The sequence below is a fragment of the Streptomyces sp. NPDC016677 genome, assembly GCF_055562815.1.
Map to the genome: position 1 here is coordinate 231,817 of NZ_JBVHEO010000007.1, position 24,695 is coordinate 256,511.

General features: G+C 71.0%; 21 protein-coding genes and 1 pseudogene. 13 read left to right on the forward strand and 9 right to left on the reverse strand.

From position 1 onward, the window contains the following. Positions 1-412: 412 nt before the first annotated feature. The 6 genes from ACZ3IG_RS21220 (at position 413) to ACZ3IG_RS21245 (ending at position 5,791) form a co-directional block, all read left to right on the forward strand. Positions 413-991: a sugar phosphate isomerase/epimerase family protein gene (locus ACZ3IG_RS21220; protein ID WP_467434076.1), complete on the forward strand. Its 579-nt coding sequence runs from the start codon at positions 413-415 to the stop codon at positions 989-991. Between the two features lie 40 nt (positions 992-1,031). Then, positions 1,032-2,114: an isocitrate/isopropylmalate dehydrogenase family protein gene (locus ACZ3IG_RS21225; protein ID WP_467433939.1), complete on the forward strand. Its 1,083-nt coding sequence runs from the start codon at positions 1,032-1,034 to the stop codon at positions 2,112-2,114. A gap of 85 nt (positions 2,115-2,199) precedes the next feature. Next, positions 2,200-3,462, forward strand: a complete 1,263-nt coding sequence (gene otnK / locus ACZ3IG_RS21230; RefSeq protein ID WP_467433940.1) for a 3-oxo-tetronate kinase — start codon at positions 2,200-2,202, stop codon at positions 3,460-3,462. Between the two features lie 103 nt (positions 3,463-3,565). Next, positions 3,566-4,099, forward strand: coding sequence for a class II aldolase/adducin family protein (locus tag ACZ3IG_RS21235; RefSeq protein WP_467434078.1), 534 nt, complete (start codon positions 3,566-3,568; stop codon positions 4,097-4,099). A gap of 51 nt (positions 4,100-4,150) precedes the next feature. Continuing rightward, a complete protein-coding gene (rraA, locus tag ACZ3IG_RS21240) occupies positions 4,151-4,648 on the forward strand; it encodes a ribonuclease E activity regulator RraA (RefSeq protein ID WP_467433941.1) in 498 nt (165 codons plus the stop codon). Between the two features lie 3 nt (positions 4,649-4,651). Continuing rightward, the gene (locus ACZ3IG_RS21245) at positions 4,652-5,791 is read left to right on the forward strand and encodes a DUF475 domain-containing protein (RefSeq protein WP_467433942.1); all 1,140 of its coding nucleotides are present in this window, start codon (positions 4,652-4,654) and stop codon (positions 5,789-5,791) included. Between the two features lie 24 nt (positions 5,792-5,815). Here the strand turns inward: ACZ3IG_RS21245 and ACZ3IG_RS21250 are convergent. Together ACZ3IG_RS21250 and ACZ3IG_RS21255 are read right to left on the reverse strand one after the other, a co-directional pair. After that, a pseudogene (locus tag ACZ3IG_RS21250) lies at positions 5,816-6,705 on the reverse strand (IS5 family transposase); the annotation flags it as partial. Positions 6,706-6,867: 162 nt separating this feature from the next. Beyond that, complete coding sequence (locus tag ACZ3IG_RS21255) at positions 6,868-8,253, reverse strand: MFS transporter (protein ID WP_467433943.1); 1,386 nt, start codon at positions 8,251-8,253, stop codon at positions 6,868-6,870. A gap of 265 nt (positions 8,254-8,518) precedes the next feature. Here ACZ3IG_RS21255 and ACZ3IG_RS21260 point away from each other — a divergent pair, with 265 nt between their 5' ends. From ACZ3IG_RS21260 to ACZ3IG_RS21270, 3 genes are all read left to right on the forward strand, one after another. Further along, positions 8,519-9,622 carry an LLM class flavin-dependent oxidoreductase gene (locus tag ACZ3IG_RS21260; RefSeq protein ID WP_467433944.1) on the forward strand — a complete coding sequence of 368 codons (1,104 nt, stop codon included), beginning with the start codon at positions 8,519-8,521 and terminating at the stop codon, positions 9,620-9,622. 15 nt (positions 9,623-9,637) lie between these two features. Then, positions 9,638-10,228: an NADPH-dependent FMN reductase gene (locus ACZ3IG_RS21265; RefSeq protein ID WP_467433945.1), complete on the forward strand. Its 591-nt coding sequence runs from the start codon at positions 9,638-9,640 to the stop codon at positions 10,226-10,228. 108 nt (positions 10,229-10,336) lie between these two features. After that, positions 10,337-12,829 carry a glycoside hydrolase family 3 protein gene (locus ACZ3IG_RS21270; RefSeq protein WP_467433946.1) on the forward strand — a complete coding sequence of 831 codons (2,493 nt, stop codon included), beginning with the start codon at positions 10,337-10,339 and terminating at the stop codon, positions 12,827-12,829. Positions 12,830-12,888: 59 nt separating this feature from the next. Here ACZ3IG_RS21270 and ACZ3IG_RS21275 read toward each other — a convergent pair whose 3' ends face one another. The 4 genes from ACZ3IG_RS21275 to ACZ3IG_RS21290 form a co-directional block, all read right to left on the reverse strand. Next, positions 12,889-13,575 (reverse strand): TetR/AcrR family transcriptional regulator, encoded by a 687-nt coding sequence (locus ACZ3IG_RS21275; protein ID WP_467433947.1) that lies wholly within the window; start codon positions 13,573-13,575, stop codon positions 12,889-12,891. Between the two features lie 55 nt (positions 13,576-13,630). Next, positions 13,631-14,929: a C-glycoside deglycosidase beta subunit domain-containing protein gene (locus tag ACZ3IG_RS21280; RefSeq protein WP_467433948.1), complete on the reverse strand. Its 1,299-nt coding sequence runs from the start codon at positions 14,927-14,929 to the stop codon at positions 13,631-13,633. A gap of 60 nt (positions 14,930-14,989) precedes the next feature. Next, on the reverse strand, positions 14,990-16,324 hold the full coding sequence (locus ACZ3IG_RS21285) for an MFS transporter (protein ID WP_467433950.1): 1,335 nt from the start codon (positions 16,322-16,324) through the stop codon (positions 14,990-14,992). Positions 16,325-16,585: 261 nt separating this feature from the next. After that, entirely contained in the window at positions 16,586-17,857 is a 1,272-nt protein-coding gene (locus ACZ3IG_RS21290) for an ROK family protein (protein WP_467433951.1), read from the reverse strand. A 137-nt stretch (positions 17,858-17,994) separates the two neighbouring features. Between ACZ3IG_RS21290 and ACZ3IG_RS21295 the strand changes: the two genes are divergently transcribed. The 3 genes from ACZ3IG_RS21295 to ACZ3IG_RS21305 are packed head-to-tail and all read left to right on the forward strand — an operon-like array spanning position 17,995 to position 21,516. Continuing rightward, on the forward strand, positions 17,995-19,062 hold the full coding sequence (locus tag ACZ3IG_RS21295; RefSeq protein WP_467433953.1) for a Gfo/Idh/MocA family protein: 1,068 nt from the start codon (positions 17,995-17,997) through the stop codon (positions 19,060-19,062). Next, entirely contained in the window at positions 19,059-19,979 is a 921-nt protein-coding gene (locus ACZ3IG_RS21300) for a sugar phosphate isomerase/epimerase family protein (RefSeq protein ID WP_467433954.1), read from the forward strand. Before ACZ3IG_RS21295 ends, ACZ3IG_RS21300 begins: the two co-directional genes overlap by 4 nt. Positions 19,980-19,998: 19 nt before the next feature. Continuing rightward, positions 19,999-21,516 carry a GMC oxidoreductase gene (locus ACZ3IG_RS21305; RefSeq protein ID WP_467433955.1) on the forward strand — a complete coding sequence of 506 codons (1,518 nt, stop codon included), beginning with the start codon at positions 19,999-20,001 and terminating at the stop codon, positions 21,514-21,516. A gap of 756 nt (positions 21,517-22,272) precedes the next feature. Here the strand turns inward: ACZ3IG_RS21305 and ACZ3IG_RS21310 are convergent. After that, positions 22,273-22,851, reverse strand: a complete 579-nt coding sequence (locus ACZ3IG_RS21310; RefSeq protein ID WP_387517061.1) for a TetR/AcrR family transcriptional regulator — start codon at positions 22,849-22,851, stop codon at positions 22,273-22,275. 88 nt (positions 22,852-22,939) lie between these two features. On the opposite strand from ACZ3IG_RS21310, the gene ACZ3IG_RS21315 reads away from it, so the two are divergent. After that, entirely contained in the window at positions 22,940-23,821 is an 882-nt protein-coding gene (locus ACZ3IG_RS21315) for an SDR family oxidoreductase (protein ID WP_467434079.1), read from the forward strand. A 120-nt stretch (positions 23,822-23,941) separates the two neighbouring features. On the opposite strand, the gene ACZ3IG_RS21320 is transcribed toward ACZ3IG_RS21315, so the two are convergent. After that, positions 23,942-24,178 carry a transposase family protein gene (locus tag ACZ3IG_RS21320; RefSeq protein WP_467433956.1) on the reverse strand — a complete coding sequence of 79 codons (237 nt, stop codon included), beginning with the start codon at positions 24,176-24,178 and terminating at the stop codon, positions 23,942-23,944. A gap of 238 nt (positions 24,179-24,416) precedes the next feature. Continuing rightward, on the reverse strand, positions 24,417-24,695 hold a 279-nt coding region (locus ACZ3IG_RS21325), incomplete at its 5' end, for a tetratricopeptide repeat protein (protein WP_467433957.1).

Sequence of the window (24,695 nt, forward strand, 5' to 3'; positions counted from 1 at the left end):
AGGAAATCCACGCGACCTGCTCGACCGGCTCCAGGACGCCAAGGAACCAAGACACGTACCGGTCGCCGCCGTCGTCGGCAGTCTCGGACAGGAAGCGGTCTGCTGTCCCGAGCTGGCCCAGGTCCTGGGGGGGTGGCCCGCGCCACCACCCCAGTCCGGTGACCGGCCTGCCGGTTACCGGCTGTGGAGTGACGGGCCTCGTGGGCGTCGGCGAACGCGGACCCGGCCACCGCGTCGACCGGTGCGCGTAGTGACGGTGCGCCACGGTACTGCGCGCGTCGCCGGCACCGTCGCGGGCCGGCGCCCCGGAGAGAGGGGCGGCGGGCCCGTGGCGGCCGGTCAGTTGGAGAAGTGAGTCCCCAAGGTTCTGGGCATCGGCACCGGACCGGTCGCCGCGCAGGACCGGCTCACCCTGACCGACCCATCCCCCGATGTCCGCCGTCACGCCCTGGCCCGGCTGATGGGCGCGGCCCGTCTCGCCGGCGAGCTGCGTGTGCCGGTCTCCCTCGGGCAGACCCGCGGCACCTTCCTGCCCGGCCTGGAGGACGTGCAGAAGGTATGGGCCGAGCGTGCGGTGAGGCAACTGGCCGAGGGGGCCGCCGCGTGCGGGAGTCGCCTGCTCCTGGAGCCGCAGTCGCATACCAACACCTCGCTGTGGCACACCCCGGCCGAGGCCCTCGCCTTCCTCTCCTCACTCGACGCTCCGGCCGGCCTGGTACTCGACACCCACCACCTCGACGCCGAAAACGTCGACGCGGTACAGGCCGTCACCGACCACACCGGCGTCACCGGCTGCCTCCAACTCGCCACCGCCTCGACCCGAGGCCCCCTGACCGTCGGCGACCCCCGGCTCCCCGTCCTGTTCACCGCTCTCCGCACCGGCGGCTTCTCCGGCTGGCTGACCCTGGAGCACTCCCAAGACGGCGACAGCACCAAGGCCGCCGCCCGCTCCTGGACCGCGCTCACCGACGCCGCGTCCGCACTGTCCTGACCCACCTCCCCCACCCCTTGTTCTGAGAGGAACCCGCACCATGAGCAGCAAGACCTACCGCCTCGGCGTCCTCGACGGTGACGGTATCGGCCCCGAGATCGTCCCGTCCTCCGTCGAGATCGCCACCGCCGCGGCCGAGGCCGCCGGCGTCTCCGTCGACTGGGTGTCCCTGCCGCTGGGCGCCTCCGCCATCGAGACCCACGGCACCCCTGTTCCCGAGGAGACCAAGGACGCCCTCGCCGGGCTGGACGGCTGGTACCTCGGCCCGCACGACTCCGTCAGCTACCCCGAGCCGCACAAGTCCGCGCTCAACCCCTCGGGCACCCTGCGCAAGCACTTCCAGCTCTTCGCCAACGTCCGCCCCGCCAAGTCCTTCCCCGGCGCCAAGGCCGTCTGCGACAACGCCGACCTGGTCATCGTCCGCGAGAACACCGAGGGCTTCTACGCCGACCGCAACACCTTGGCGGGCACCGGTGAGTTCATGCCGACCCCGGACACCGCGATCATGCTGGGCATCATCACCCGCGAGGCCACCGAGCGCGTCGCCCGCGTCGCCTTCGACCTGGCCCGCTCGCGCCGCAAGAAGCTCACGATCGTCCACAAGGCCAACGTCCTCAAGCTCACCACGGGCCTGTTCCGCACGGTGTGCCAGGAGGTGGCGAAGGACTACCCGGACGTCGCCGTGGACGACTTCCACATCGACGCCATGACCGTCCACCTGGTGCGCCGCGCCCAGGACTTCGACGTCATCGTCACCGAGAACATGTTCGGCGACATCCTCTCCGACCTGGCCGGCGAGATCTCCGGCTCGCTCGGCACCGCCCCGTCCATCAACTCCTCCGCCACCACCGCCATGGCCCAGGCTTCCCACGGCTCCGCCCCCGACATCGCCGGGCAGAACATCGCCAACCCGGTCGCCATGATCCTCTCCGGCGCCATGCTCTTCGAGTGGCTCGCCGCCAAGCACGGCGACGAGAAGCTCGCCACCGTCGCGAAGATCATCGAGAAGGGCGTGGCCGACGCGATCGCCGCCGGCACCTCCACCCGAGACCTCGGCGGCTCCGCCTCCACCACCGAGTTCACCGCCGCCGTCATCAAGGCCATCGGCGCCGGGCAGAACTGACCCGCCGACTCCGGGGCGGGTGCCTCCGCCGCCCGCCCCGATCCGCTTCCCGTACCACCCTCACGTTCGAGGAGAGACCCCGACCATGACCCTGCGCATCGGCTGCATAGCCGACGACTTCACCGGCGGCACCGATGTCGCCGCGGCCTTCCGGCGTGCCGGCCTGCGCACCGCACTGGTCTTCGGCACCCCGGACGACACGACCGCGCTCCCGGCGGACTGCGACGCCGCCGTGGTCGCCCTCAAGTCGCGCTCGACACCCGCCGACGAGGCCGTCGCCGACTCCCTCGCCGCCCAGCGCTGGCTGTGGTCCAAGGGCGCCGCGCAGGTGTACTTCAAGTACTGCTCGACCTTCGACTCCACCCCGCAGGGCAATATCGGTCCGGTCACCGACGCCCTGATGGACGCCGCCGGCGCCGGCGTCACCCTGCACTGCCCGGCCTCCCCGCCCAACGGCCGCACGGTCTACCAGGGCCACCTCTTCGTCCACGACCAACTGCTGTCCGACTCACCGCTGCGCCACCACCCCCTCAACCCCATGACAGACTCCGCGCTGGTACGCCTGCTGTCCGCGCAGACCCGCCACCAGGTGGCCCTGATCGACTGGACCACCGTCCGCCGCGGGGTCGAAGCCGTCCGGGACGCCGTCGTAGCCCACCAGCAGTCCGGCGTCCGGCACATCATCGCCGACGCCCTCACCGACGAGGACCTCGCCGTTCTGGGTGCCGCCACGCTCGAACTGCCGGTCGTCGCCGGTGCCGCCGGCCTCGCCGAAGGACTCGGACACGCCTACCCGGCCGCCGGTACGGCCGCCGCCGAAGCCTGGCCGCGCGACGGTCGGGCGGCCGTCCTTGCCGGCAGCTGCTCGGCCCGCACCCTGGAGCAGATCGCCCAGTTCTACGCCGCCGGTCTGCCCTCCCTCCACCTCGACGTCCTCGCCGCCGCTTCCGGCCGCGACGTCACCGGCGAGGCCCTCACCTGGTACGACGGACAGGACACTGACCTGCCCGTCCTGATCTACGCCTCCGCGTCACCGGCGGAACTGGCAGCCGTACAGGCCCAGTTGGGTGTCGCCGAGGCCGCCGCGCAGGTCGAAGAACTGCTCGGCGCCCTCGCCACCCACCTGGTCGAACGCGGCGTACGCCGTCTTCTGGTGGCCGGAGGGGAGACGTCAGGCGCCGTCACCACCGCCCTCGGTGTCCGCGCCGTCCTCGTCGGCGAGGAGGCCGACCCGGGTGTGCCCTGGACCTACGCCACCACCAAGAGCGGCGACCTCGCCCTCATGCTGAAGTCCGGCAACTTCGGCGCCCCCGACCTGTTCACCCGCGCCCTCACGGAGGCCGAGTGACCGCCTACGCCGACGAGTCGGCCGCCCGGACGCTCATCGTCCGTACCGCTCGCTCTTCACCCGCGGTCTGACACACGGCTCGACCGGCAACCTGTCCCTCCGCCTGGCCGACGGCACCCTGCTCCTCACCCCCACCGGGTCCAGCCTCGGCACCGTCGAGGAAGCCGAGCTGTCCCGCACCGACCTGCACGGCAAGCACCTGGACGGCCCCCGGCCCACGAAGGAGGCGTTCCTGCACGCCGCCTTCTACCGGGCCCGCCCCGGCGCCCAGGCAGTCGTCCACCTGCACTCCACCCACGCCGCCGCCGTCTCCTGCCTCGACGACGTGAACCCTGCCGACGCGCTGCCCCCGCTCACCGCCTACTACGCCATGCGCGTCGGAAAGCTGCCCCTCCTCCCCTATCACGCCCCAGGTGACAGCAGCCTCGAACCGCTCGCCGAACGGACGGCCCGCACCCACCACGCCCTCCTCCTCGCCAACCACGGGCCCGTCGTCGCCAGCGCGTCGATGGAACAGGCCGCCGACGCGATCGAGGAACTGGAGGAGACCGCCAAGCTGCACCTCCTCCTGCGAGGACACGCCACCCGTCCCCTCACCCCCGAGCAGGCTGCCGCGCTCGCGCCCCCATCCTCCTGACGGCCGGATGAAACGCGGGCGCGGCAGCCCCGAACGAAGAGGAGCATCACCATGCCCGAGACAGTCACCCCCGTCCCCACCGCCGACCTCGTCGACCAGTACGGCACAGACCTGCGCGTCTGCGACATGCAGTTCCGCCAGTTCGGCGCCCACCGGAGCTTTGCCGGCCGCGTCCGGACCGTCTCCTGCCACGAGGACAACGGCCTCCTGCGCGACCTGCTGCGCACCCCGGGCGAAGGCGCCGTCCTCGTCGTCGACGGAGGCGGCTCCCTGCGCACCGCCCTGGTCGGCGACCTCATCGCCGGGGCCGCCCAGGACAACGGCTGGGCCGGCCTCGTCCTGCACGGCGCCGTCCGCGACAGCGCCACCCTGGCCGGCCTCCGGCTCGGCATCAAAGCGCTGGGCACCATCCCCCGCAAGAGTGCCAAGGACTCCGCCGGAGCCGTCGACGTGCCCGTCACCATCGGCGGAGTCACCTTCCGCCCCGGCGACATGCTGCACGCCGACGACGACGGCATCGCCCTCCTCCCCGAAGGCACGGTGAACTGACCGGTGATCCTGAAGACCTTCGGGTGGTCGTTCGCGGTCACCGCGCTCGGCCTGGTGGCCGCGATCTTCTACGGGGGGTGGGCCGCCTTCGCAGTGGTGGCGATCCTGTCCATCCTGGAAATCTCGCTGTCCTTCGACAACGCGGTGGTCAACGCCGGGATCCTGAAGAAGATGAATGCCTTCTGGCAGAAGATCTTCCTCACCATCGGCATCCTGATCGCCGTCTTCGGCATGCGCCTGGTCTTCCCGGTCGTCATCGTCGCGGTCAGCGCGTCGCTCGGGCCCATCGAGGCCGTCGACCTCGCCCTCACCGACAAGGACCGCTACCAGGAGCTGGTGACCGACGCGCACCCGTCGATCGCCGCCTTCGGTGGCATGTTCCTCCTCATGATCTTCCTCGACTTCATCTTCGAGGACCGGGACATCAAGTGGCTCGGCTGGCTGGAGCGGCCGCTGGCCAAGCTCGGCAAGGTCGACATGCTGTCGGTCTGCATCGCCCTGATCGTGCTGCTGATCTCCTCGATCACCTTCGGCGCCCACGCCCACCAGCACGGCGGCACCCACGCCGACAAGGCGGAGACGGTCCTGCTCTCCGGTATCGCCGGTCTGATCACCTACCTGGTCGTCGGCGGCCTCTCCGGCTTCTTCGAGGAGAAGCTCGAAGAGGAGGAGCGCGAGAACGAGGCCGAGGAGCAGTCCGAGTGGGCCGGCAAACCCAAGTCGGCGGTCAAGCTGGCCGGCAAGGCCGCGTTCTTCATGTTCCTCTACCTGGAGGTCCTGGACGCGTCGTTCTCCTTCGACGGCGTCATCGGCGCCTTCGCCATCACCAACGACATCGTCCTGATGGCCCTCGGCCTGGGCATCGGCGCCATGTACGTCCGTTCGCTCACGGTCTACCTGGTCCGCGAGGGCACCCTCGACGACTACGTCTACCTGGAGCACGGCGCCCACTACGCCATCGGCGCCCTGGCCGTCGTCCTCCTGGTGACCATCCAGTACGAGATCAACGAGTTCATCACCGGCATGATCGGCGTGGTCCTGATCGGCGCCTCCTTCTGGTCCTCGGTCCGCCGCAACAAGCGCCTCCCTGTGGCCGAGGTTGAGAGCGGAAAGAACGAGACCGAAGCGGTTCTCGCGCCATAAGCGCCATCGAGGCGCCTGGGCCGTGTCTGACAGATGATTTTGTCGGGGTTCGCGGAGCCAGAGGATGAGTGCTGCGAGGTGGAGTCCGGCCCGGTAGCGGGTGGCGAGCTTGTCGAAGCGGGTGGCGATGGCGCGGAACTGCTTGAGTCGGTTGAAGCAGCGTTCGACGACATTGCGGGCCTTGTAGAGGTCGCGGTCGAAGGCCGGAGGTCTGCCTCCGGCCTGTCCGCGCCGCACGCGGTCGGCCTTCTGGTCGTCCCTCTCCGGGATCACTGCCCGGATGCCCCGGCCTCGCAGCATCTGGCGGATCGCCCGTGACGAATACGCTTTGTCGGCGATGACCACGTCGGGCCTGCGGCGCGGCCGGCCGACGCCTGCCCGGGGCACTCGCACGGCGTTCAGGACCGCGTCGAAGACGGTGGAGTCGTTGACGTTGCCCGGTGTGACGACGACGGCCAGGGGCAGGCCCCGGCCGTCGCAGGCCAGGTGCACTTTGGTGGTCAGCCCGCCGCGGGACCGGCCGAGCGCCTGGCCAGCCTGCGCGCGTGCCGGATCTTCCAGTTCGTCCCCCGCCGCCGCCCCTTTTTGCGGGCGCCGGCGGCGTGCTGGTGGGCGCGGCTGATCGTGGAGTCGACCGACACGGTCCACTCCACCGCCCCAACCGAGTCGTCGCGGACCTGGACCTCCTCGAGCAGGCGGGCCCAGGTCCCGTCCGCCTCCCACCGGGCGAACCGCTCGTAGACCGTCTGCCACGGCCCGTACCGTTCGGGCAGGTCACGCCACGGAGCACCGGTCCGCAACCACCACAACACCCCATTGATCACCTGCCGGTGATCCCGCCACGGACGGCCCCGCCCGTCAACACCCGGCAGCAGCGGCGCTATCCGCTCCCACGACGTGCCAGAGGCACTCACCGCTGTGGCGGACCTCCTACCCGAGGCGGACGTAGTGGCCACGATCTGCCGACCTCCGCCAGCCTCTTGACGCTGGGCCACCTCGATGACCCCCGGTAGACGGCCGCCGGGCTTCCCAGTACGAGGTATGAGGGCGGCATCGCCCTCACGGACATGCGTGGATCACTTCTGTCGTTCCTTGAGCTCTTCGAGGATGCGCGGGTGCAGGGTGTCCATCCGCCAGAACGACATGACCAGGAGTTGGAGCAGCAGCAGGGCGATCGGCGCTCCGTAGTAGAGCCAGCGCAGGCCGGTCACCGTTGCCCCGGCCACATGGTCGGGGTCGAAGGCGGTCAGGGCGAGGACGCCGGCGACCAGCGCGCTGCCCAGTGCGGTGCCGAGCTTGGTGGCGAGGGACTGGGCGGCATTCAGCAGCCCGGTGGCCCGGTTGCCGAACTTCCACTCGTGATAGTCCACCGCGTCCGCGACGAGGGTGAAACTGGACGTGAGGCTGAGGCTGATGACCAGACAGGCGCACACGTAGACGGTGATCAACAGGGGGAGGACCGACTCGGTGAAGGGCATGACGGCGTACAGCAGCGCGCCCCCGGCCAGGGCGAGGACGTTGCCGCGGCGCTTGCCCAGGCGTGCGAAGTAGCGGGGCGCGGCCAGTGAGCCGACGAGCAGGGATCCGGAGATCAGCGGGAGCAGGATGGAGATGGTCCAGGGGGCTTTGAGGACATACAGGGAGAAGTAGACAGTGACGGTGGTGAGTAGCCCCAGGCGGGTGAAGTTGACCACCATGAACAGGGCGGCCAGCACCCAGGGGCCGTTGCGGAGCCCTTGTTTGACCGTGGTCCAGGCGCCGGTGACGGTCTTGCCCGCCGCCTCCGTCGTGGGCAGGTCGCGGTAGTGCTCGGTGGTGGTGCGGAAGGTGAGCAGGAAGAAGGCCGCGCTGCCGGCGCCGAGCAGGACGGCGGTGAGGAGGTAGCCGCGCTCCTCGCTGCCGCCGCCGAACGCCGTGACCAGGTGCGGGGTGGCGACGGCGACGAAGATGGTGCCGATCGACATGCCGACGGCGCGGGCCGTGCCCAGTTGCATGCGCTCGTGTCCATCGCGGGTCATGAGCGGCATCAGCGCGCCGTAGGGGATGTTGACGATCGAGTACACGACGCCCATGAGCAGGAACGTGACCGCTGCGTAGACGACCTTGCCGGAGTGGGACAGGTCGGGTGAGACGAAGGTGAGCACGGACAGGACGCCGAACGGGATCGCGCCGTACAGCAGGTAGGGGCGGGCGCGTCCGTGGCGGCTGCGGGTGCGGTCGACGGCCGCGCCGACCAAGGGATCGGCGATCGCGTCGAGGACACGGGCGACCAGCATGAGGGTGCCGGCGACAGCCGCCGAGATCGCGGCCACGTTCGTGTAGAAGTACAGCAGGAAGCTGCCGGTGAAGTTCCAGGAGAGGTTGGAGGCGAGGTCGCCGAGGCCGAAGCCCAGCTTCTCGCCGCGGGTCAGCCGCCGCGGGACGGTCCGCGCGGGCGCTGCCGCGAGCGTCGGATCTGCCATGTGCACGCACGCTCACTTCGTTGTGAAGACGGAGAAGGGGACGGAGCGGCGGGTGCGGGCCTGCTGCGGCTCGGCGCACCCTGCCGTGTCGGCGCGCGGGACGCTGAGCGTTCCGCTGTGAGGTCGGTGGCCGAAACGTGTCATGCCGACATCGCGTAGTCAATACAGAATTCTGTTTTTGTTTCTTGCCTTTCAACCTTGACGACGGGGCCGGTCGGCCCTAGTTTCAGAATCTCAATTCTGATTCACGACCTGGGGGTGCCCCGTGCGCTTCTCCGTGTTCCTCGTCGGCCGTTCCACCGGTCCCGACGACGACTCGTACGTCATCCAGACCCTGGCCGACCACGCTATGGAGGCCGACCGGCTCGGCTTCGACGCCGTCTTCCTGCCCGACCACCACTTCACCGGCTACGCGCCGATGGCGTCGGACCCCTTCCTGTTCGCGGCGTACCTGACCGGCCGGACACGGAACGTGCACTACGGCTTCTCGGTGACCACGCTGCCGCTGCACCACCCAGTGCGCTTCGCCGAGCGGGTCAACCTCCTCGACCACCTCACCGGCGGAAAGCTGCTGGTCGGCATCGGTTCGGGCACCACCCCTGAGGAGACCATCGGGTTCGGTGTGAACTTCCAGGACTCCAAGCACCTCATGGACGCCCAGGTCGAACTGGTGCAGCGGCTGTGGGCGAAGAAGGTCGACGACGAACCGATCGAGTTCGAGCACGGCCCCTACAAGGGAGCCGTGGTCCAGCGGATCGTGCCCGCCCCCTACAGCGACCGCCACCGGCTGATGAGCGTGGCGATGCGCGAAGCGAGCACCGCCCGCGCCGCGAAGTACGGCTGGCCCGCCTTCATCCCCGCCTTCGTCCCACCGATCCCGGCGAGCGGGGAGCCGTCGGCCGCCTTCCAGAAGTACCTCGACGCTTACCACGCGGCCATGGCCGGCTCCGGGCAGCCGCAGAGCGTCATCAACGACTGCATGTCCTGGACCACCCACTCCTACCAGTGCGTGCACGTCGCCGCCACCGACGAGCAGGCGCGTGAGGAACTGGAGACGATCCTCGGCGCCTACCAGGAGGCCATCGAACGCGAGCACGCCTTCAACAAGCGCGCCGAAGCGATCAGCGGTGTCGACCTGCCCGACCCGCCGAACGCGCTGTCCGAGGACTGGATCCGCACCTGGTGCCTGTACGGCAGTCCGGACACGGTCGCCGAACAGCTGAGCCACTACGAGCGGCTGGGTGTCGGAAACATCCTCATGGGCTTCACCAACGGCCCCCTCACTCCCGAGCGGTACGCGCTCACCCAGTCCTCCCTGCGCCTGTTCGCCGACGAGGTCATGCCCCGCTTCCGCTCCACCGACCAGTAAGGCGATCCCCACGTCATGAGCCACCTCATCGTCGGTATCGGCGGCACCACCCGCCCCGGCTCCAGCAGCGAACTGGCCGTGCGCACCGCCCTCACCGCCGCCGAGCGGCGCGGCGCGCGCACCGTGCACTTCGGTGGCGACTTCCTCGCCTCACTCCCCCACTACGCTCCCGAGCGGCCCGAGCGCAGCGAGGAGCAGCGGCGCCTGGTCGACACCGTGCGCCGTGCCGACGGGCTGGTCATCGGCTCCCCCGGCTACCACGGCGGCATCTCCGGACTGGTGAAGAACGCCGTCGACCTGCTCGAGGACCTGCGCGACGACAGCCGGGTCTACTTCGACGGACGCGCTGTCGGCCTGGTGGTCACGGCGGCCGGCTGGCAGGCGTGCGGGACCACGCTGAGCGCCCTGCGTAACATCGTCCACGCCATGCGCGGCTGGCCGACACCGCTGGGCGTCACCCTCAACTCGGCGCGGACCAGGCTCTTCGAGGCCGACGGCACCTGTGCGGACGCCGCGGCGGCCGACCAGCTGGAGCTGCTGGGCACCCAGGTCCACGATTTCGCGCTGCGGCACGCCGCGGCACAGGCCGCCGTGCGCGCAGCCTGAACCCGGCGGCAGATCATCCGTCGTGTCCGCCCGCCCCCGTGGTGGCGTGGGCACGCCGATCGCCATCCGCCCGCGACGACAGTTCACCGACGAAGGCCCTGTGACCCCATGAACGACCTGGACGATCTGAACGACCTGAACTCTCTGGCCCGCCTCACCGCCGGCGCCGACATGCGGACCACGCACTCCGATCCGGAACGTCAGGTGCGCGCCCTGCGCCTGGTCGACGGGCCCATGGGCGTCACCGGCGGCCTTCTCGACGAGCGGGACGTCTCCCTGCTGGCGCCCTGCGGCGCCGCGCTGGCCGCCACCTGGAACCCCGGAACCGTACGCGCTGTCGGGGAACTGCTCGGTGAACAGGCCGCCGCGCGCGACGTGGACGTCCTGCTCGGACCCAACCTGAATCTCAGCCGCAGCCCTGCGGGCGGGCGGAACTTCGAGCACTTCGGCGAGGACCCGTATCTCGCCGGCACGCTCGGCGCCGCCTGGATCACCGGTGTGCAGAGCAAGGGCGTCGCGGCCTGCGCCAAGCATTTGGTGTGCAACGACACGGAGACGGGCCGCCACGGCTACGACGTCCGGATCGATGAACAGACGCTCCACGAGGTCTATCTGGCTCCCTTCGCCGCCGCGGCCCGCGCCGGTGTGTGGGCGATGATGGCCGCCTACAACAAGGTGAACGGACGTCACTGCGCCGAACACCCCGACCTGCTCACCCGCGTCCTGCGCGAGCAGTGGGGCTGGGACGGCGTGGTGACGTCCGACTGGTTCGGCACCCACTCCACCGTCGGTCCACTGACCGCGGGCCTCGACCTGGAGATGCCGGGGCCGGCCCGCCACCTCGGTCCGGCCGCCGCGACGGCCGTGCGGGCCGGTGACGTCTCCGTGACCGCGGTGGAGCATGCCGTCGAACGTCTGGCCTTGCTGTCCCGGCGCACATCCGGACGTCTCCCCCGCCCCCGACCTGCCGCCGAGGCACGGCGGGTGCTGCACGGGGCGGCGGCGGACTCCTTCGTCCTCCTCAAGAACGACCGCTCCGCTCTGCCCCTGGCCGACGACGCGTCCGTCGCGGTGATCGGTCCCAACGCGGACGAACCCGCCTACCAGGGCGGCACCTTCGCCCGGATCGCGCTCGGGCCCGAGGTCCGCACCCCTCTGGCGGCCCTGCGCGACACGCTCGGTCACCGCCTGGCGGCCCATGAACCCGGCGCCCCGTCCGAGCCCCGCGTCCCCTCGCTGCTGCCGCTCGGCCCGCGAGCCGCCGATGCACCCGACCACCTCGGTTTCACCGTCACCTACCACCGGATCAGCACCGACGGTGCCGTTTCCGAGCCGCTGGCCACCGACACCCGGGCCACCGGGCTCCTCGTCTGGTTCACCGAGTTGCCCGGCATCGGCGCCCTTGCCGGCCTGCCCGCCGCGCCCGCCGGCCTCGTACGGGCATCGTGCCTGCTCACGCCCGACAGCGACGGCACCTACGACTTCCACTTCGCCGGCACGGGCGACGTACGCCTGTTCATCGACGGTGCGGAGGCCGGGCGCGGGGGCTCACGGGCCCGGCCCGCCGATGTGATGGGGGCGCTGCTCCACGGCGACGTCACCCGGATCCCGGTCGAGCTGGCCGCCGGCCGGCAGGTGCGCGTCGATTTCGAGATGCGCTTCACCGGCGGGGGCCGCGCCCAGGGCATGCAGTTCGGCGGGCGTCCCACCGTGCCGGCCGATCTAGCCGAGCGCGCGGTGCGCGCCGCCCGTACGGCGGACACGGCGATCGTGTTCGCCGGGGTCACCCAGGACAGTTCGCTGGAAAGCCAGGACCGTGACTCGCTCGCCCTGCCAACCGCCCAGACCGACCTGATCGAGCGGGTCTGCGCGGTGAATCCGCGCACCGTCGTGGTGGTGAACGCCCCCTTCGCCGTGGACATGCCGTGGGCGGACCGGGCGGCGGCCGTGCTGCTGACCTGGTTCCCCGGCCAGGAGTACGGGCCGGCCCTGGCCGACGTCCTGACCGGGGTGCTCGAGCCCGGCGGTCGGCTCCCGGTCACCCTGGCCCGCAAGGACTCCGACCACGCCGTGCCGTCGGCCGACCCAACCGGTGACGGCGGCCTCGCCTACACCGAGGGCGTCCTGGTCGGCCACCGGCACTTCGACGCGCTGCGGACGACGCCCCGCTTCTGCTTCGGCCACGGTCTCGGGTACGCGGACATCCGCTGGCGCGCCGCGCATCTGCACGCCGACCCCACCGGGCGGCACCTAGCCCTGGCCGGAGTCACGCTCGACAGCGGGGCCGGACAGGGCGGCAAGGAGGTGGTCCAGGTGTACGCCGCCCCGCTCACGGAGACCGGTACAGGGGAGCCCGGCCGCCCAGAACAACACTTGGTGGGTTTCGCCGCCGTCCAGGTCGGCCCAGGACCGGCGAAGCTGCGGGTCGACATCCCCCTGAACGCACGGGACTTCAGTGTCTGGGACCCCCGGACGCGCGGCTGGCGGCCGCGGGCCGGCCGCTGGGAGATCCGTCTGGCCCGCTCCAGCAGGGAAGTCTTCCACCGCTTCCGTGTGTACGTCGACCGGACCGGCACCTTCCGTGCGGGTCCCACCGGTTGAGACGGCGGAGTGCCGGACGCGAGGGCGTCCGGCACTGAAGTCTCAATTCCGCGAGGGTCTCAGTTCCCCGCAGGCGCGTCACAGCGCAGGAACGACAACGCCATCCCGCCCAGGTCCTCGATGAGCACGGACAGGTCACCGCTGCTGCCCCCCGCCTCCTCCGCGGCCTCCACCGCGACGTCCAGCGCCATGGCGCGGGCGAGCGTCGCGTAGACGGTCACGAAGCAGGAGCTGACCGCCCGCTCCGGATCGGGGTGGCGGATCTCGTCACGGCGCTCCAGGAGCAGGGCCGTGAAGCGGTCCCGCAAATCGAAGTAGCCCGCTTTGCCGACCCTGGCCACCGTCTCGTCCACCGCGCCCAACTGCATGAAGGCGCCCAGCACCTTCCCGCGCCGCTCCAGCAGACGGGCGAACTCCTCGACCAGTTCGGGCAGCAGGCCCGCCAGAGACTTCCCCTCCCACCGGTCGCCGCGGACCAGCTCCCGATGCTCGGCGGACAGCAGCTCCTGGAACCGCTCCTGCGCCGCGCGCAGGACGTCGTCCTTGCCGTCGACCCGGGTGTAGATGGCGCCCACCGACACCTTGGAACGGCGGCTCACCTCGGTGAGCGAGAAACCCTGGTAGCCCTTCTCGGCGAGCAGTTCCAGCGTGGTCTCCAGCACCAGCTCGAAAGACCGCTGGCTGCGCTCCTGCTTGGGAGCTCGGATGCCGGACGACTTCGCGGGGCGCTTTTGGGAGGTGGACACCCGCCCAGTCTAGGGAACCGCTCGCCAAAGGTGAGGGGCGTACCGGGTCCGGCCGTCAGCCGAGGTCCGTGTTCCGGTTCAGGGTGCGCAGCAGGGCGTGCTGGCGGCGGACCTGGTCACGGCCTCGGTAGGGCTCGCGCCGGCCCTCGTACTCGCTCGACAGCCAGCCCTGCCAGTCGGCCGCGCGCAGTGTCGAGATGATTTCCGGCCAGGGGATGTGCAGGTCGGTGAGCTGGTCGTCGATCTCGAAGAACTTCGCCTGGATGAAGTGCACGTGCGGAAGTACGTCGGCCAGGTCGGACAGGGGAACGGCCAGGGGTTCCAGGAACGCGGGGCGCTTCTTGCCCTCGAAGCCCTCGTGGCCGTCGTCGACCGGCGCCGTCTGGAAGATGCCAGTGTCGACGAGGAGCTTGAAGTGGTCGCTGCCCGTCCGGTCGATGAAATCGAGGTATGCCTGGGTGACCGGGTGCTTGATCGGGGTGGGGCTGTGAATCTCCGGGCAGATGACGATGTCGAGGTCGGTGGCGAGGTCGAGGACGCGTTCGACGGCGGGCTGCCAGATGGGGTGCGGGTCGAGGTCAGGGGTGACGACGCCGAACTTCGGGCGGATCGAGGTGAACCCGAGCAGTTTGGCCAGGCGCAGGTCGCGTTCGAGCTGGGCCCTGCCCTCCTCGACGGTGAGGTCGCGGTCGCGCCACATGGCGGTGTCGACCCAGGAGCCGTAGTTCGTCGGGGTGAGTCCGTACCGGTCCAGCAGCCGGTGCCAGGTGTCGGTCCAGGCCGGGTCGGGGTGCGGATAGCCGGGGATGTTGCCTTCGCCGAGGATCTCGATGCCGGTGGCGCCGAGGTCGGCGATGTCGGCCATGGCGTCCTCTAGGGTCATCGAGGTGTAGAGGTCGCCGGAGTAGCTGTAGAGGGAGACTCCGTGGCGCAGACCATGGGTCGCGGTGTCACGGGGCACGATCGTGGCTGCGGCAGTGGAGCGGAACACCGACGGTCCGGCGATCTCGGGGATGTAGGGCCGGCGCAGGTGGACGGCGACCTCGATGTGGTGGACGCCCGCGCTCAGGCCGCCTGCGTGAGGGATGAAGAGCGTGGCAGGCTCGTCGAGCTGCCACCGTACGTCCGTTGAGGCGCGGAGCTCGTCCAGGGTGAAGGTGCGGCCCTGCAGCCTCCAGCGCTGGTCCTGACGGGGGAAGGAGTGGCCGTCGACCACCACATCGGCGCCGTCGACGAGGCTGCCGGCGATGCCGCGGTAGTTGGGGTTGCGCAGCTGGAGCTGGAAACCCGTGGCGCCGGTGTCGTCGGTCGCGTTGCGGAAGCACCGCTGCTGGATGATCGGGCGTTCGAGCATGGTCGTCCTTCGTTGTTCGGTGTGGGGAGTGAGGGGGGTGGCCCGGCGTCGGCTCCACGGTCAGGCGTCGTGCCGCTCCAGGTCGTACAGGCGCATGCAGGCCGCCTGGACCAGGCAGAGCACGGCCGGGAGGCCGATGAAGGCCCACTCGATGGCGCGGCTCGCGCCGGCGGAGACGTGGTCGGCGTGATAGCCGCCCCATGCCAGCGCCCAGGCGAAGAGGGAGCCGCCGAGGGCGGTGCCCACCTTGGTGGCGAAGCTGTATCCGGCGTAGAGCAGGCCCTCGTCGCGGCGGCCGGTGAGGGTCTCGTGGTGGTCGATGGTGTCCGAGACGAGCGCCGGCGCGGCGACGAAGCCGAAGCCGCCGAGCAGGTTGGCGAGGAGGAACACGGCGATGAACGCGGCCGGCTGTCCGTCCAGGAAGAAGAGGAGGACGTACAGGGCGGCCGTCGCGACGAGGCCGATGACGATGCCGCGGCGCTTTCCGGCACGGCTCAGACACCAGGGCGTGACGAGGGAGCCGGCGAGCGCGGAGAGGGAGAAGGCGAGCAGGATGTAGCTGGTGGCCCAGGTGTCGTTCAGGACGTCGCGGGCATAGTAGACGGCGCCGGCGGTGATGATGCCGAGGCGGACGAAGGCGGCCAAGGAGGCGGCGCTCACCCCGAGCCAGTGGCGGTTGCGGGGCAGGGAGGCGAGGGCGCGCAGGGAGGTGGCCTCGCGGGCGGCCGGCGGGGCGGGGCGTTCCCGGCACAGCAGGGCGACGATCCAGTAGAGCAGGGTGCCGGCCGCGCCGAGGACGATCGCCATGCCGGTGAAGCCGCGGGCCCGGTCGGCGCCGCCGAGGGCTTCGACGAGCGGCATGACGGCGAGGGAGACGGTGATCAGACCGAGTGAGGCGCCGACGAACCGGTAGCCGCTCATCTTCAGGCGGGTGTCGGTGTCGTCGGTGAGCATGGGCAGCATCGCGCCGTAGGGGACGTTGACGAGCGAGTGGCAGACGCCGACGACGACGAAGGTGACCGCGGCCCAGATCACCGCCGTGGTGCCGGTGCCGGGCGAGGTGAAGGCCAGGGCGAAGGCGAGGCCGAGGACGGGCGCGGCGAAGATGAGGTAGGGGCGGGCGCGGCCGAAGCGGGTGCGGGTGCGGTCGACGGCCAGGCCGACGACCGGGTCGATGACGGCGTCCGCGATCCGGCCGATCAGCAGGATGGTGCCGGCGGTGGCGGCGGTCAGGGCGGCGACATCGGTGTAGAAGAACAGGAGGAACGCCGTCAGCGTGGTCCAGGTCAGGTTGGACGCCAGGTCGCCGAGCCCGTAGCCGAACTGGGCGGACCTGGTCAGTGGAGGCGGCTCGGCGGAGGGAGGGGCGGCCACGCCGGTGGCGGGTGAGGGCACGGCACTCATCGTCGAGTCCCTTCGGGAGGCAGGGGCGGGCCGCCGCGACGCGCGGAAGGCGGAGCGGGAGGGCGGCTGCCGGTGACTGCGGCGGACGTCGTCCTGAGTCCGCTCACTGCCGTGGGAACTTATGCACGCGCCAGACATAAGTCAATGGTTCCAGGGGAGCCTGTACGCGAGTTGGACAGGACGGATGCGTCACCCTGCCGGTATCCGTCCGCCGGACGCCCCTGGGCCCGGGCGGGTGAGGCCAAGCGGGTGTCAGGCTCCGCCCACGAGCCGGGCGGGCTCCACCGCCGACGGCTTTCCGTACGGCGCCCAGGCCGCGAGCGCATCCGCCGACAAAAGGACCTCGACGGCGAGATGAGCGCCGCCCACGACGCCACCGGTCTCGCCCGCGGCGGAGGCTCGGATGGCCAGATCCGCCGAGGCCAGGGGCAGGGCCCGGCTGCGCACCGCGTGGTCGACGACGCGCAGGAAGGTCTCCGCGCCGGTGACCGCGCCGCCGCCGAAGACCAGGCAGTCGGGGTTGTAGAAGTTCACCAGGGCGGCCATCAGGCTGCCGATGCGCTCACCGGCCCGCGCCACCGCGGTCAGACACCACGGGTCCCCGGTCGCGACACCGAGGCCGATGTCGGCGGGCGTGATCTCCCCGGTGGCCCGGTGGACGTCGGCCAGGAAGCGACTGCGCCCCTCGTGCACGGCGGTCACCGCGTCCCGGGCCAGCGCCCAGCCGCCCGCGAGCGCCTCCAGGCAGCCGGTCCGCCCGCACCGGCACATCACGGAGCTGTCCTCCAGCACGCGCGCGTGCCCGATGTCGCCGGCGGAGCCCTTGCTGCCGCGGTGGATCCGCCCCCCGCTCACGATGCCCGCACCGATGCCGGTGCCGGCCTTCACGTAGATCATGTGCCGGTCGTCGTCGAGCCCTGTGGTCCATGCCTCGCCGAGGGCCAGCAGGTTGGCGTCGTTGTCGACCCAGGCCGGCACGCCGTAGCGGTCCTGGAGGCGTCCACGCAGGTCGTATCCGTCCCAGCCCGGCATGATCGGAGGCTGTGAGGGACGGCCCGTCGCGAACTCCACCGGTCCGGGGAGCCCGATCACCACGGCCCACAGCCGGGCCGCGTCGCGCTCCTTGAGCAGGCCCGCGAACTGGCCGTCGAGGAATTCGAGCGTCTCCTCGGGGCCGCGCGCGACGGGCCACTCCAGGTGCCGGTGCTCCAGTACGCCGCCGTCGAGGTCGGTCACCGCCACGTCGAGCGCCGCCGCACCGAGCACCGCCGACAGCACCAGCCCCTCCTCGGAGCGGAACCGCAGCCGCCTGGGCGCCCGCCCGCCGCTCGACGGGCCGGTGTCGGCGTCCTCCAGGAGGCCCAGTTCCATGGCCTCCTCCACCCGCTGGGAGATGACGGTGCGCCCCAGGAGGGCGGCGGCACCCAGTTCCGGGCGGGTGCGGGCCCGGTTGCGGCGCACCAGGCGCAGGACGGTGGCGAGGGCCTCGTACTGATCGACGGCGGTCGGGGGGCGGCGTGACATGCCGACATCATTCCGCACTTCTGCCGTGACGGAGCACACCCTTGACGACTTTTGCATGCCACGTGCAATAGTGCTGTCCGTCCATGCGCATCACTACGCGTCGCAGATACCCATCGCAGGAGAAGCCGGAGGCTGCCATGACGCAGCAGACAGAGGCCGCGATCGTGGGCACGGGCTTCATGGGCTCCGTCCACGCCCGTGCCGTCACGGCGGCGAGGGGCCGGGTGCGCCTGGTCGCCGGCAGCTCGCCCGCCCGCGCCCGGGAGCTGGCCGAAGCCGTTCCCGGTGCCGCGCCGGCCGCCTTCGAGGACGTACTGGCCTCGGACGTGGACGTCATCCACATCTGCACGCCCAACCATCTGCACCACGACATGGCCCGGCGGGCGCTGGAGGCCGGCAAGCACGTGGTCTGCGAGAAGCCGCTGGCGGTCTCGGTGAAGGAAGCGGACGACCTCGCGCATCTCGCGGCGCGGACGGGCCGCGTGGCCACCGTGCCCTTCGTCTACCGCTTCTACGCATCCGTACGGCTGGCACGCTCGCTGATCGCGGCCGACGCCCGCGGGCCGTGGCTGCTGCACGGCTCCTACCTCCAGGACTGGCTCGCCGACGCGGAAACCGACAACTGGCGGGTGGACGCAGGACGCGGAGGCGGCAGCCGGGCCTTCGGTGACATCGGCATCCACTGGTGCGACCTGATGGAGTTCGTCACCGGGCAGCGCATCACCGCCGTGCAGGCCACGCTCGGTCGCGCCCACCCCGTCCGCGCGGGCCGGGCCGTCGCCACCGAGGACGGCGGAGTGATCTCCTTCCGCACCGACACCGGAGCGCTCGGCTCCCTGGTCGTCAGCCAGGCCAGCGCCGGACGCAAGAACCGGCTGTGGTTCTCCTTCGACGGCCCGGACGCCAGTTACGTCTTCGACCAGGAGAACCCCGAACGCCTCTGGATCGGCGGCCGGGACGCCGACCGCGTGCTGACCCGCGACCCAGCACGCGACGGGGGACGCCCGGACGCACTCCCGCCCGGCCATCCGCAGGGCTACCGCGCGTGCTTCACCGACTTCGTCGCCGACACCTACGCCGCCGTGCGGGGCGAGAGCGTCGACGGCCTGCCCACCTTCGACGCCGGGCTGCGCGCCGCCCGCCTGACCCAGGCCGTGCTCGACTCGGCCGCCGACGACGCCACATGGACGGAGGTCCCCGCATGAAACTCGGCATGCTCACCGCCTGCCTGCCCACCTGGCCGCTCGAGGAGGTCGCCGGCTGGGCCGCGCGAGCCGGATACGACTGCCTGGAGGTCGCCGTCTGGCCCGGCACCGGCGGACGCGACTTCGAGGCGGCCCACATCGACGTCGCCCGCTTCGACGCGGCCGAACGCGAGCGCGTACAGCGGCTGACGGAGGAAACCGGCCTGGAGATCTCGGCCCTGGCGTACTACGAGAACAACCTCCATCCCGACCCCGTCCGCCGCGAGGAGATCCGCACCCACCTCAAGCACGCCGTCGACGCGGCCCAGGCCCTCGGCGTGCCGTACGTCGGCACCTTCATCGGCCGCGACCCGGCCCGCAGCGTGCCCGACAACCAGCGGGAGGCCGAACGCGTCCTGCCCGAACTCGTCAACCACGCGAGCGAACGCGGCGTGAAACTGATCATCGAGAACTGCGTGATGGAGGGCTGGCACCCCGACGGGCATCCCGGCAACATCGCCTATTCCCCCGAGCTGTGGGAGTGGATGTTCTCCCTCGGCCTGTACCTCAACTGGGACCCCTCCCACCTGATGTGGCTGGGCATCGACCCCCTGGCCACCATCACGCCCTACGCCGACCGCATCGTCCACGCCCAGGCCAAGGACATCGAGCTCGACCCCGTCGCCCGCAACCGGTACGGCTTCTTCGGCACCACCGCCAAGAACGGCGACCCCTGGGCCACCGGCTGGTGGCGCTACCGCGTCCCGGGCCGCGGCCAGGTCGACTGGGCCCGCGTGGTCGACCGCCTCTACGAGGCGGGCTTCACCGGCACCCTCTCCGTCGAGCACGAGGACCCCCTGTGGGGCGGCACCCCGGACAAGGTCTGCCAGGGCCTGACCATCGCCCACCACACCCTGCGCCCCCTCGTCGTGGCCTGACCCTCACCCGGAGCCCTCCATGTCCCTCCCCTCGGCAACCTCCTACGACCTCGTCGTCGTCGGCAGCGGCCCCGCCGGCAGCACCTACGTACGCGAGGTGTACGACCACCACCCCACCGCCCGCATCCTCCTGCTCGACGCCGGTCCGCGACTGACGGACGTGCCGGGCACGCACGTGAAGAACATCCCCGACCCGGGTGAACGCGCGCTGGCCCAGCACGCCTCCGAAGGTCCCGGCCCGGCCGGTCGACCCGGCACCCGCCTGCTCGGCGCCCCCGACCTCCCCGCGGCCGCCCTCTCCACCAACGTCGGCGGCATGGGCGCCCATTGGACCGGCGCCTGCCCACGCCCCGGCGACGGCGAACGCATCGGCTTCATCCCCGACACCGAGATGGACGCCCACCTCACCCGGGCCGAGCAGCTCCTGCGCGTCGACGCCCACGCCTTCGACCACGCCCCCTTCGCGGACGAGGTACGCGCCCGTCTCTCCGCCCTCTTCGACCCCGGCCGGCCCGACCACCGCCGGGTGGCCCCGATGCCCCTGGCCGTCACCAGGCGCCCCGACGGCGCCCACACCTGGAGCGGTACGGATGTCGTCCTCGGCCCGGCGGCACGCGACCCGCGGGTGGAGATCGCCGACCGCTGTCTGTGCCTGCGCGTCGTCCTGGACGCCGGCACCGCGACCGGAGTGATCGTACAGAACCTGGCCGACGGCGAGGAGCGGACGGTCTCCGCACGGGCGGTCGTCGTGGCCGCGGACGCCCTGCGCACCCCGCAACTCCTGCACGCCTCCGGCATCCGCCCGCCCGCGCTGGGCCGCTACCTCAACGACCAGCCGCAGATCGTCCACGCCGCCCGCCTGCCCGACGACGTCGTCACCACCCACCGCGCCGTCACGGACCGCGCCCGCGACGAGGACGGCGCCATCGTCCCCCAGAGCGGCGTCAGCTGGGTCCCGTACACCGATGCTCACCCCTTCCACGGCCAGGTGATGCAGCTCGACGCGTCACCGGTCCCGCTCGCCAACGAGTCGACGGTCAAGCCCGGCACGGTCGTCGGACTGGGCTGGTTCTGCGCCAAGGACATCACCGCCGAGGACCGCGTCGAGTTCGACGACACCACGACCGATGCGTACGGCCTGCCCGCCATGCGCATCCACTACCGCTACACCCCACGCGACCTCACCACCATCGAACAAGCGAAGAAGGCCGTCACCGAAGCGGGCACCGCCGTGGGGATCCCCCTGGACACCTCCCCCGTGCTCCTGCCCGCGGGCAGCTCGCTGCACTACCAGGGCACCACGCGCATGGGGCCCGCCGACGACGGCACCAGCGTCTGCGACAGCCACAGCCGCGTCTGGAACACCCGGGGCCTGTGGGTCGCGGGCAACAACGTCATCCCGACCGCCACCGCCTGCAACCCGACCCTGACCTCCCTCGCCCTCGCCGTCCGAGGCGCATCATCACTCCTGCACCACCTGTGCTCCGCAACCAAACACGGCGCACCGGCCCCACAGCTGGCGCTCGGCACTGCCTGAGGTCTGTACGGTGTGTGCCGCACGTTGCTCCGCTTCCTGGAGCGGGTACAGCTCCGCGACTACGGAGCTGGCACGTGAACTGGCCTGGCGGGTGCCCCAGGTCCGTCGGATGCTCGGGGACGAGGAAGATCGGCCAGCTCTCCGGCTGGTCGGGAGCGCTCCCTGAGTGCCGCTCTCAAGAGGCTCGCTATCAGCGGCAGTGAGGCGCTGCGGCTCATCACTGCCGGTCCAGCGGCCGGGCGCCGCCTGCCAGGAGTCGGCGCTGGCTGCCGCGCTGAGTGCCTCGTCCCCAGTCGGAAGACAGAACTTAGGTTCACGCGGACGGCCGGGGCACGCCCAGCCGTGATCTGGGTCGCAGAGCCGGTGTGCGCTTCGGGGTCCCGGCGGTCCTGCTGAACCAGCCGGTAGACCTCGCGAGCCACATAGCGTTTGAGGCAGCGGATGACCTCCCGCCGTCTCTGGCCCTCCATCACACGTCGCTCGTAGTACGCCTGAGTCCGCGCGTCCCAGCGCAGCCGACTCAACACGATGCGGTGCAGTGATCCTCCGCCAACTTGAAGTCACAGGTCAAAGGGCTGGCGTGACCGGCTCTCGGAGTGCTCACGCTGACCGTGGGTGACTGTCTGCGCAGTAGATCATCTGTCAGCGATTGGCTTCGAGGTCTGTCAGGAAGAGCATGGAATCTCGGAGGCGGTCGACGGGCGAAGTGCCCATGGCGCCGACAGGTTCCGGCCGAAGACAGCCGAGCGGCGTCGATCAACCCAGCGATGCGGTTGCCGCACGCAGCTCTTCCAGGGCTGCCAGTGCATGCGGCGCGAGCCCTTCTGTGTCATCACGATCGCTTTCGGACCACTGGGCGTAGCCTCGCTTGAACGCGAGGACGCCCAGCTCGCCCGCGAGTTGCGCAGTCGCTTCGGGGACGCCGCGGGCGATGAGCGCGGCTGTCATGGCTGCCGCGAGACCGACGCTCTTGAGGGCATCGCGCTCTTGTAGTTCGGTGCTGGCTGCCACGGCTGCTTTGAGGCGGGGGCCGAGTTCGCGGTTCGCTGGTCCCATGGCGCTCGATGCGCGCTCGAGACCGGCTGCTACCGCCTGGAGCGGGCCGGCACTCGCAGGGGCCTCGGTGATGCCGTCGGCGAGCAGCCTGCTGAGCGTTTCCTGGCCGGCGACCAGCAGCTCGCGCTTGTCGGAGAAGTGCCGGAAGAAGGTGCTCTTGGTGACGCCGGCGCGCTCGGCGATCTGCGTCACCGTGGTGGCGTCGTACCCCTGCTCGGTGAACAGGTCGACGGCCGCGACGACGAGTCGCTGGGCCGCTCCCGGTTGCCATCTAGCCATGAGACCAGGATAGGTGATGGGACACCTGTCCCATCGCCGTGTAGGGTCAGTGATGGGACAAGAGTCCCATCACTTTCAGGGAGAGCTCATGCATGTCTTCGTCACGGGCGGTACCGGCACCATCGGTTCCGCCGTCGTCGCCGAACTACTCGGCAACGGCCACACCGTTCTCGCACTGGCTCGCTCGGACGGCTCCGCGCAGGCTCTCGAGACAGCCGGTGCCAAGGCGCTGCGAGGGGAACTGGCGGACCTCGACGTCCTGCGGTCCGGCGCAGCGCAGTGCGACGGCGTGATCAGTCTGGCATTCGGGCGCGACTACGGCAGTCCGGACGCTCTCGCGCAGGCCATCGCCGAGGAGAGCGCCGCTCTCACCGTGCTGGGGCAGGAACTGATCGGAAGCGACCGCCCGATCGTCACGGTCTCCGGCACGCCCTGGGTGCCGGGACGTGCCTCTGTCGAGGCCGATCCGCTGCCGACCGACGGACCGGTGGGCGGTCGGGGCCGTTCGGTCAACGCGCTGCTGGACCTCGCCTCGCGCGGTGTGCGCAGCACGGCCGTCCGCATGCCGCGCACGGTCCACAACGAGGGCAACGGCGGATTCGCCGGCCTGTTGACCGATCAAGCGCGCCGCACCGGGGTGGCCGGCTACCCGGGGGACGGCACCCAGCGCTGGCCGGCCGTACACGCGCTCGACGCAGCGGTCCTGTTCCGTCTGGCCCTCGAGTCCGCACCGGCCGGGACGGCCTGGCACGCCGTAGCCGACGAGGGCGACGCGGTGCTGGACATCGCGACGGTCATCGGCCGACGACTGGACCTGCCGGTTGAGGAAGTTCCGCAGGAGAACTTCGGCCCGTTCGGCCCGATCTTCGCCATGGACCAGCCGGCGTCCAGCGCCCACACCCGCGAGGCCCTCGGGTGGCAGCCGACCCACCCCAGCCTCCTTGAGGATCTGGAGAACATTCAGCCCTGACGCACACCGGTTCCAAGGGGCCGTCCGGGGTCGGCTCAATGGGGCACTGGCAAAGGGCCGGTATGCCCGGTGCCGGGAGACTCGAATTCGTCGTGGGTGACTGTCTGCTGTGTGGATCTCTCAGCGGTTGACTTCGAGGTTCGTCAGGACGAGCAGGGCGCGCGGGAGGTGGGTGGCGCGGGCGGGGTCGGTGCGGAGTTTGGTGAGGATCCGCCAGTTCTTGAGGTGGGCGAAGCCGTGTTCGACGGGGGCGCGTCCGATGGCGAGGACGCGGTTGGCGGCCTTCTGGCCGGGGGTGAGCTTGTGGGTGCGGGTGGCGGCGAAGCCGGTGACGGCCCAGAGAGCAGGAATCGGCAAGTCGCCCCCTGACGGACGATCTACTCCTCTGGCGGTCGCCCACGACCAGCGTGAGCGCCCCGAGAATCGGTCACGCCAGCCCTTTGACCTGTGGCTTCAAGTTGGCGGAGGCTCGGTCAACGGCGCACCCGGACCAACGACCGACTGATCCAAACGAAACTGCCTAGCTCGTCCTCCGGCCTGCACCGGCCCTACCCGGCCTCCAGCCATGGCGGCCCACCGACGCCAACGCCGCCACTCAAGTGCGTGTGTCACGGCGGACATCTTCGGTCCCGGGTCTTCTCTCCGCCTCCTTCCGCCAGTGGGCGAGGTTGTTACGGGTGGTGAGGGTGCCGGGGTGGTCGGCGCCCAGCACCCGCACCTGGTCGGCCAGCAGGTCGGCGAGGGCCCGTGCCGCCCCGGCCGCATCCCCCGCCTCCCCCCGCCAGTGGGCGAGGTTGTTACGGGTGGTGAGGGTGCCGGGGTGGTCGGCGCCCAGCACCCGCACTTGGTCGGCCAGCAGGTCACCGAAAGCCTG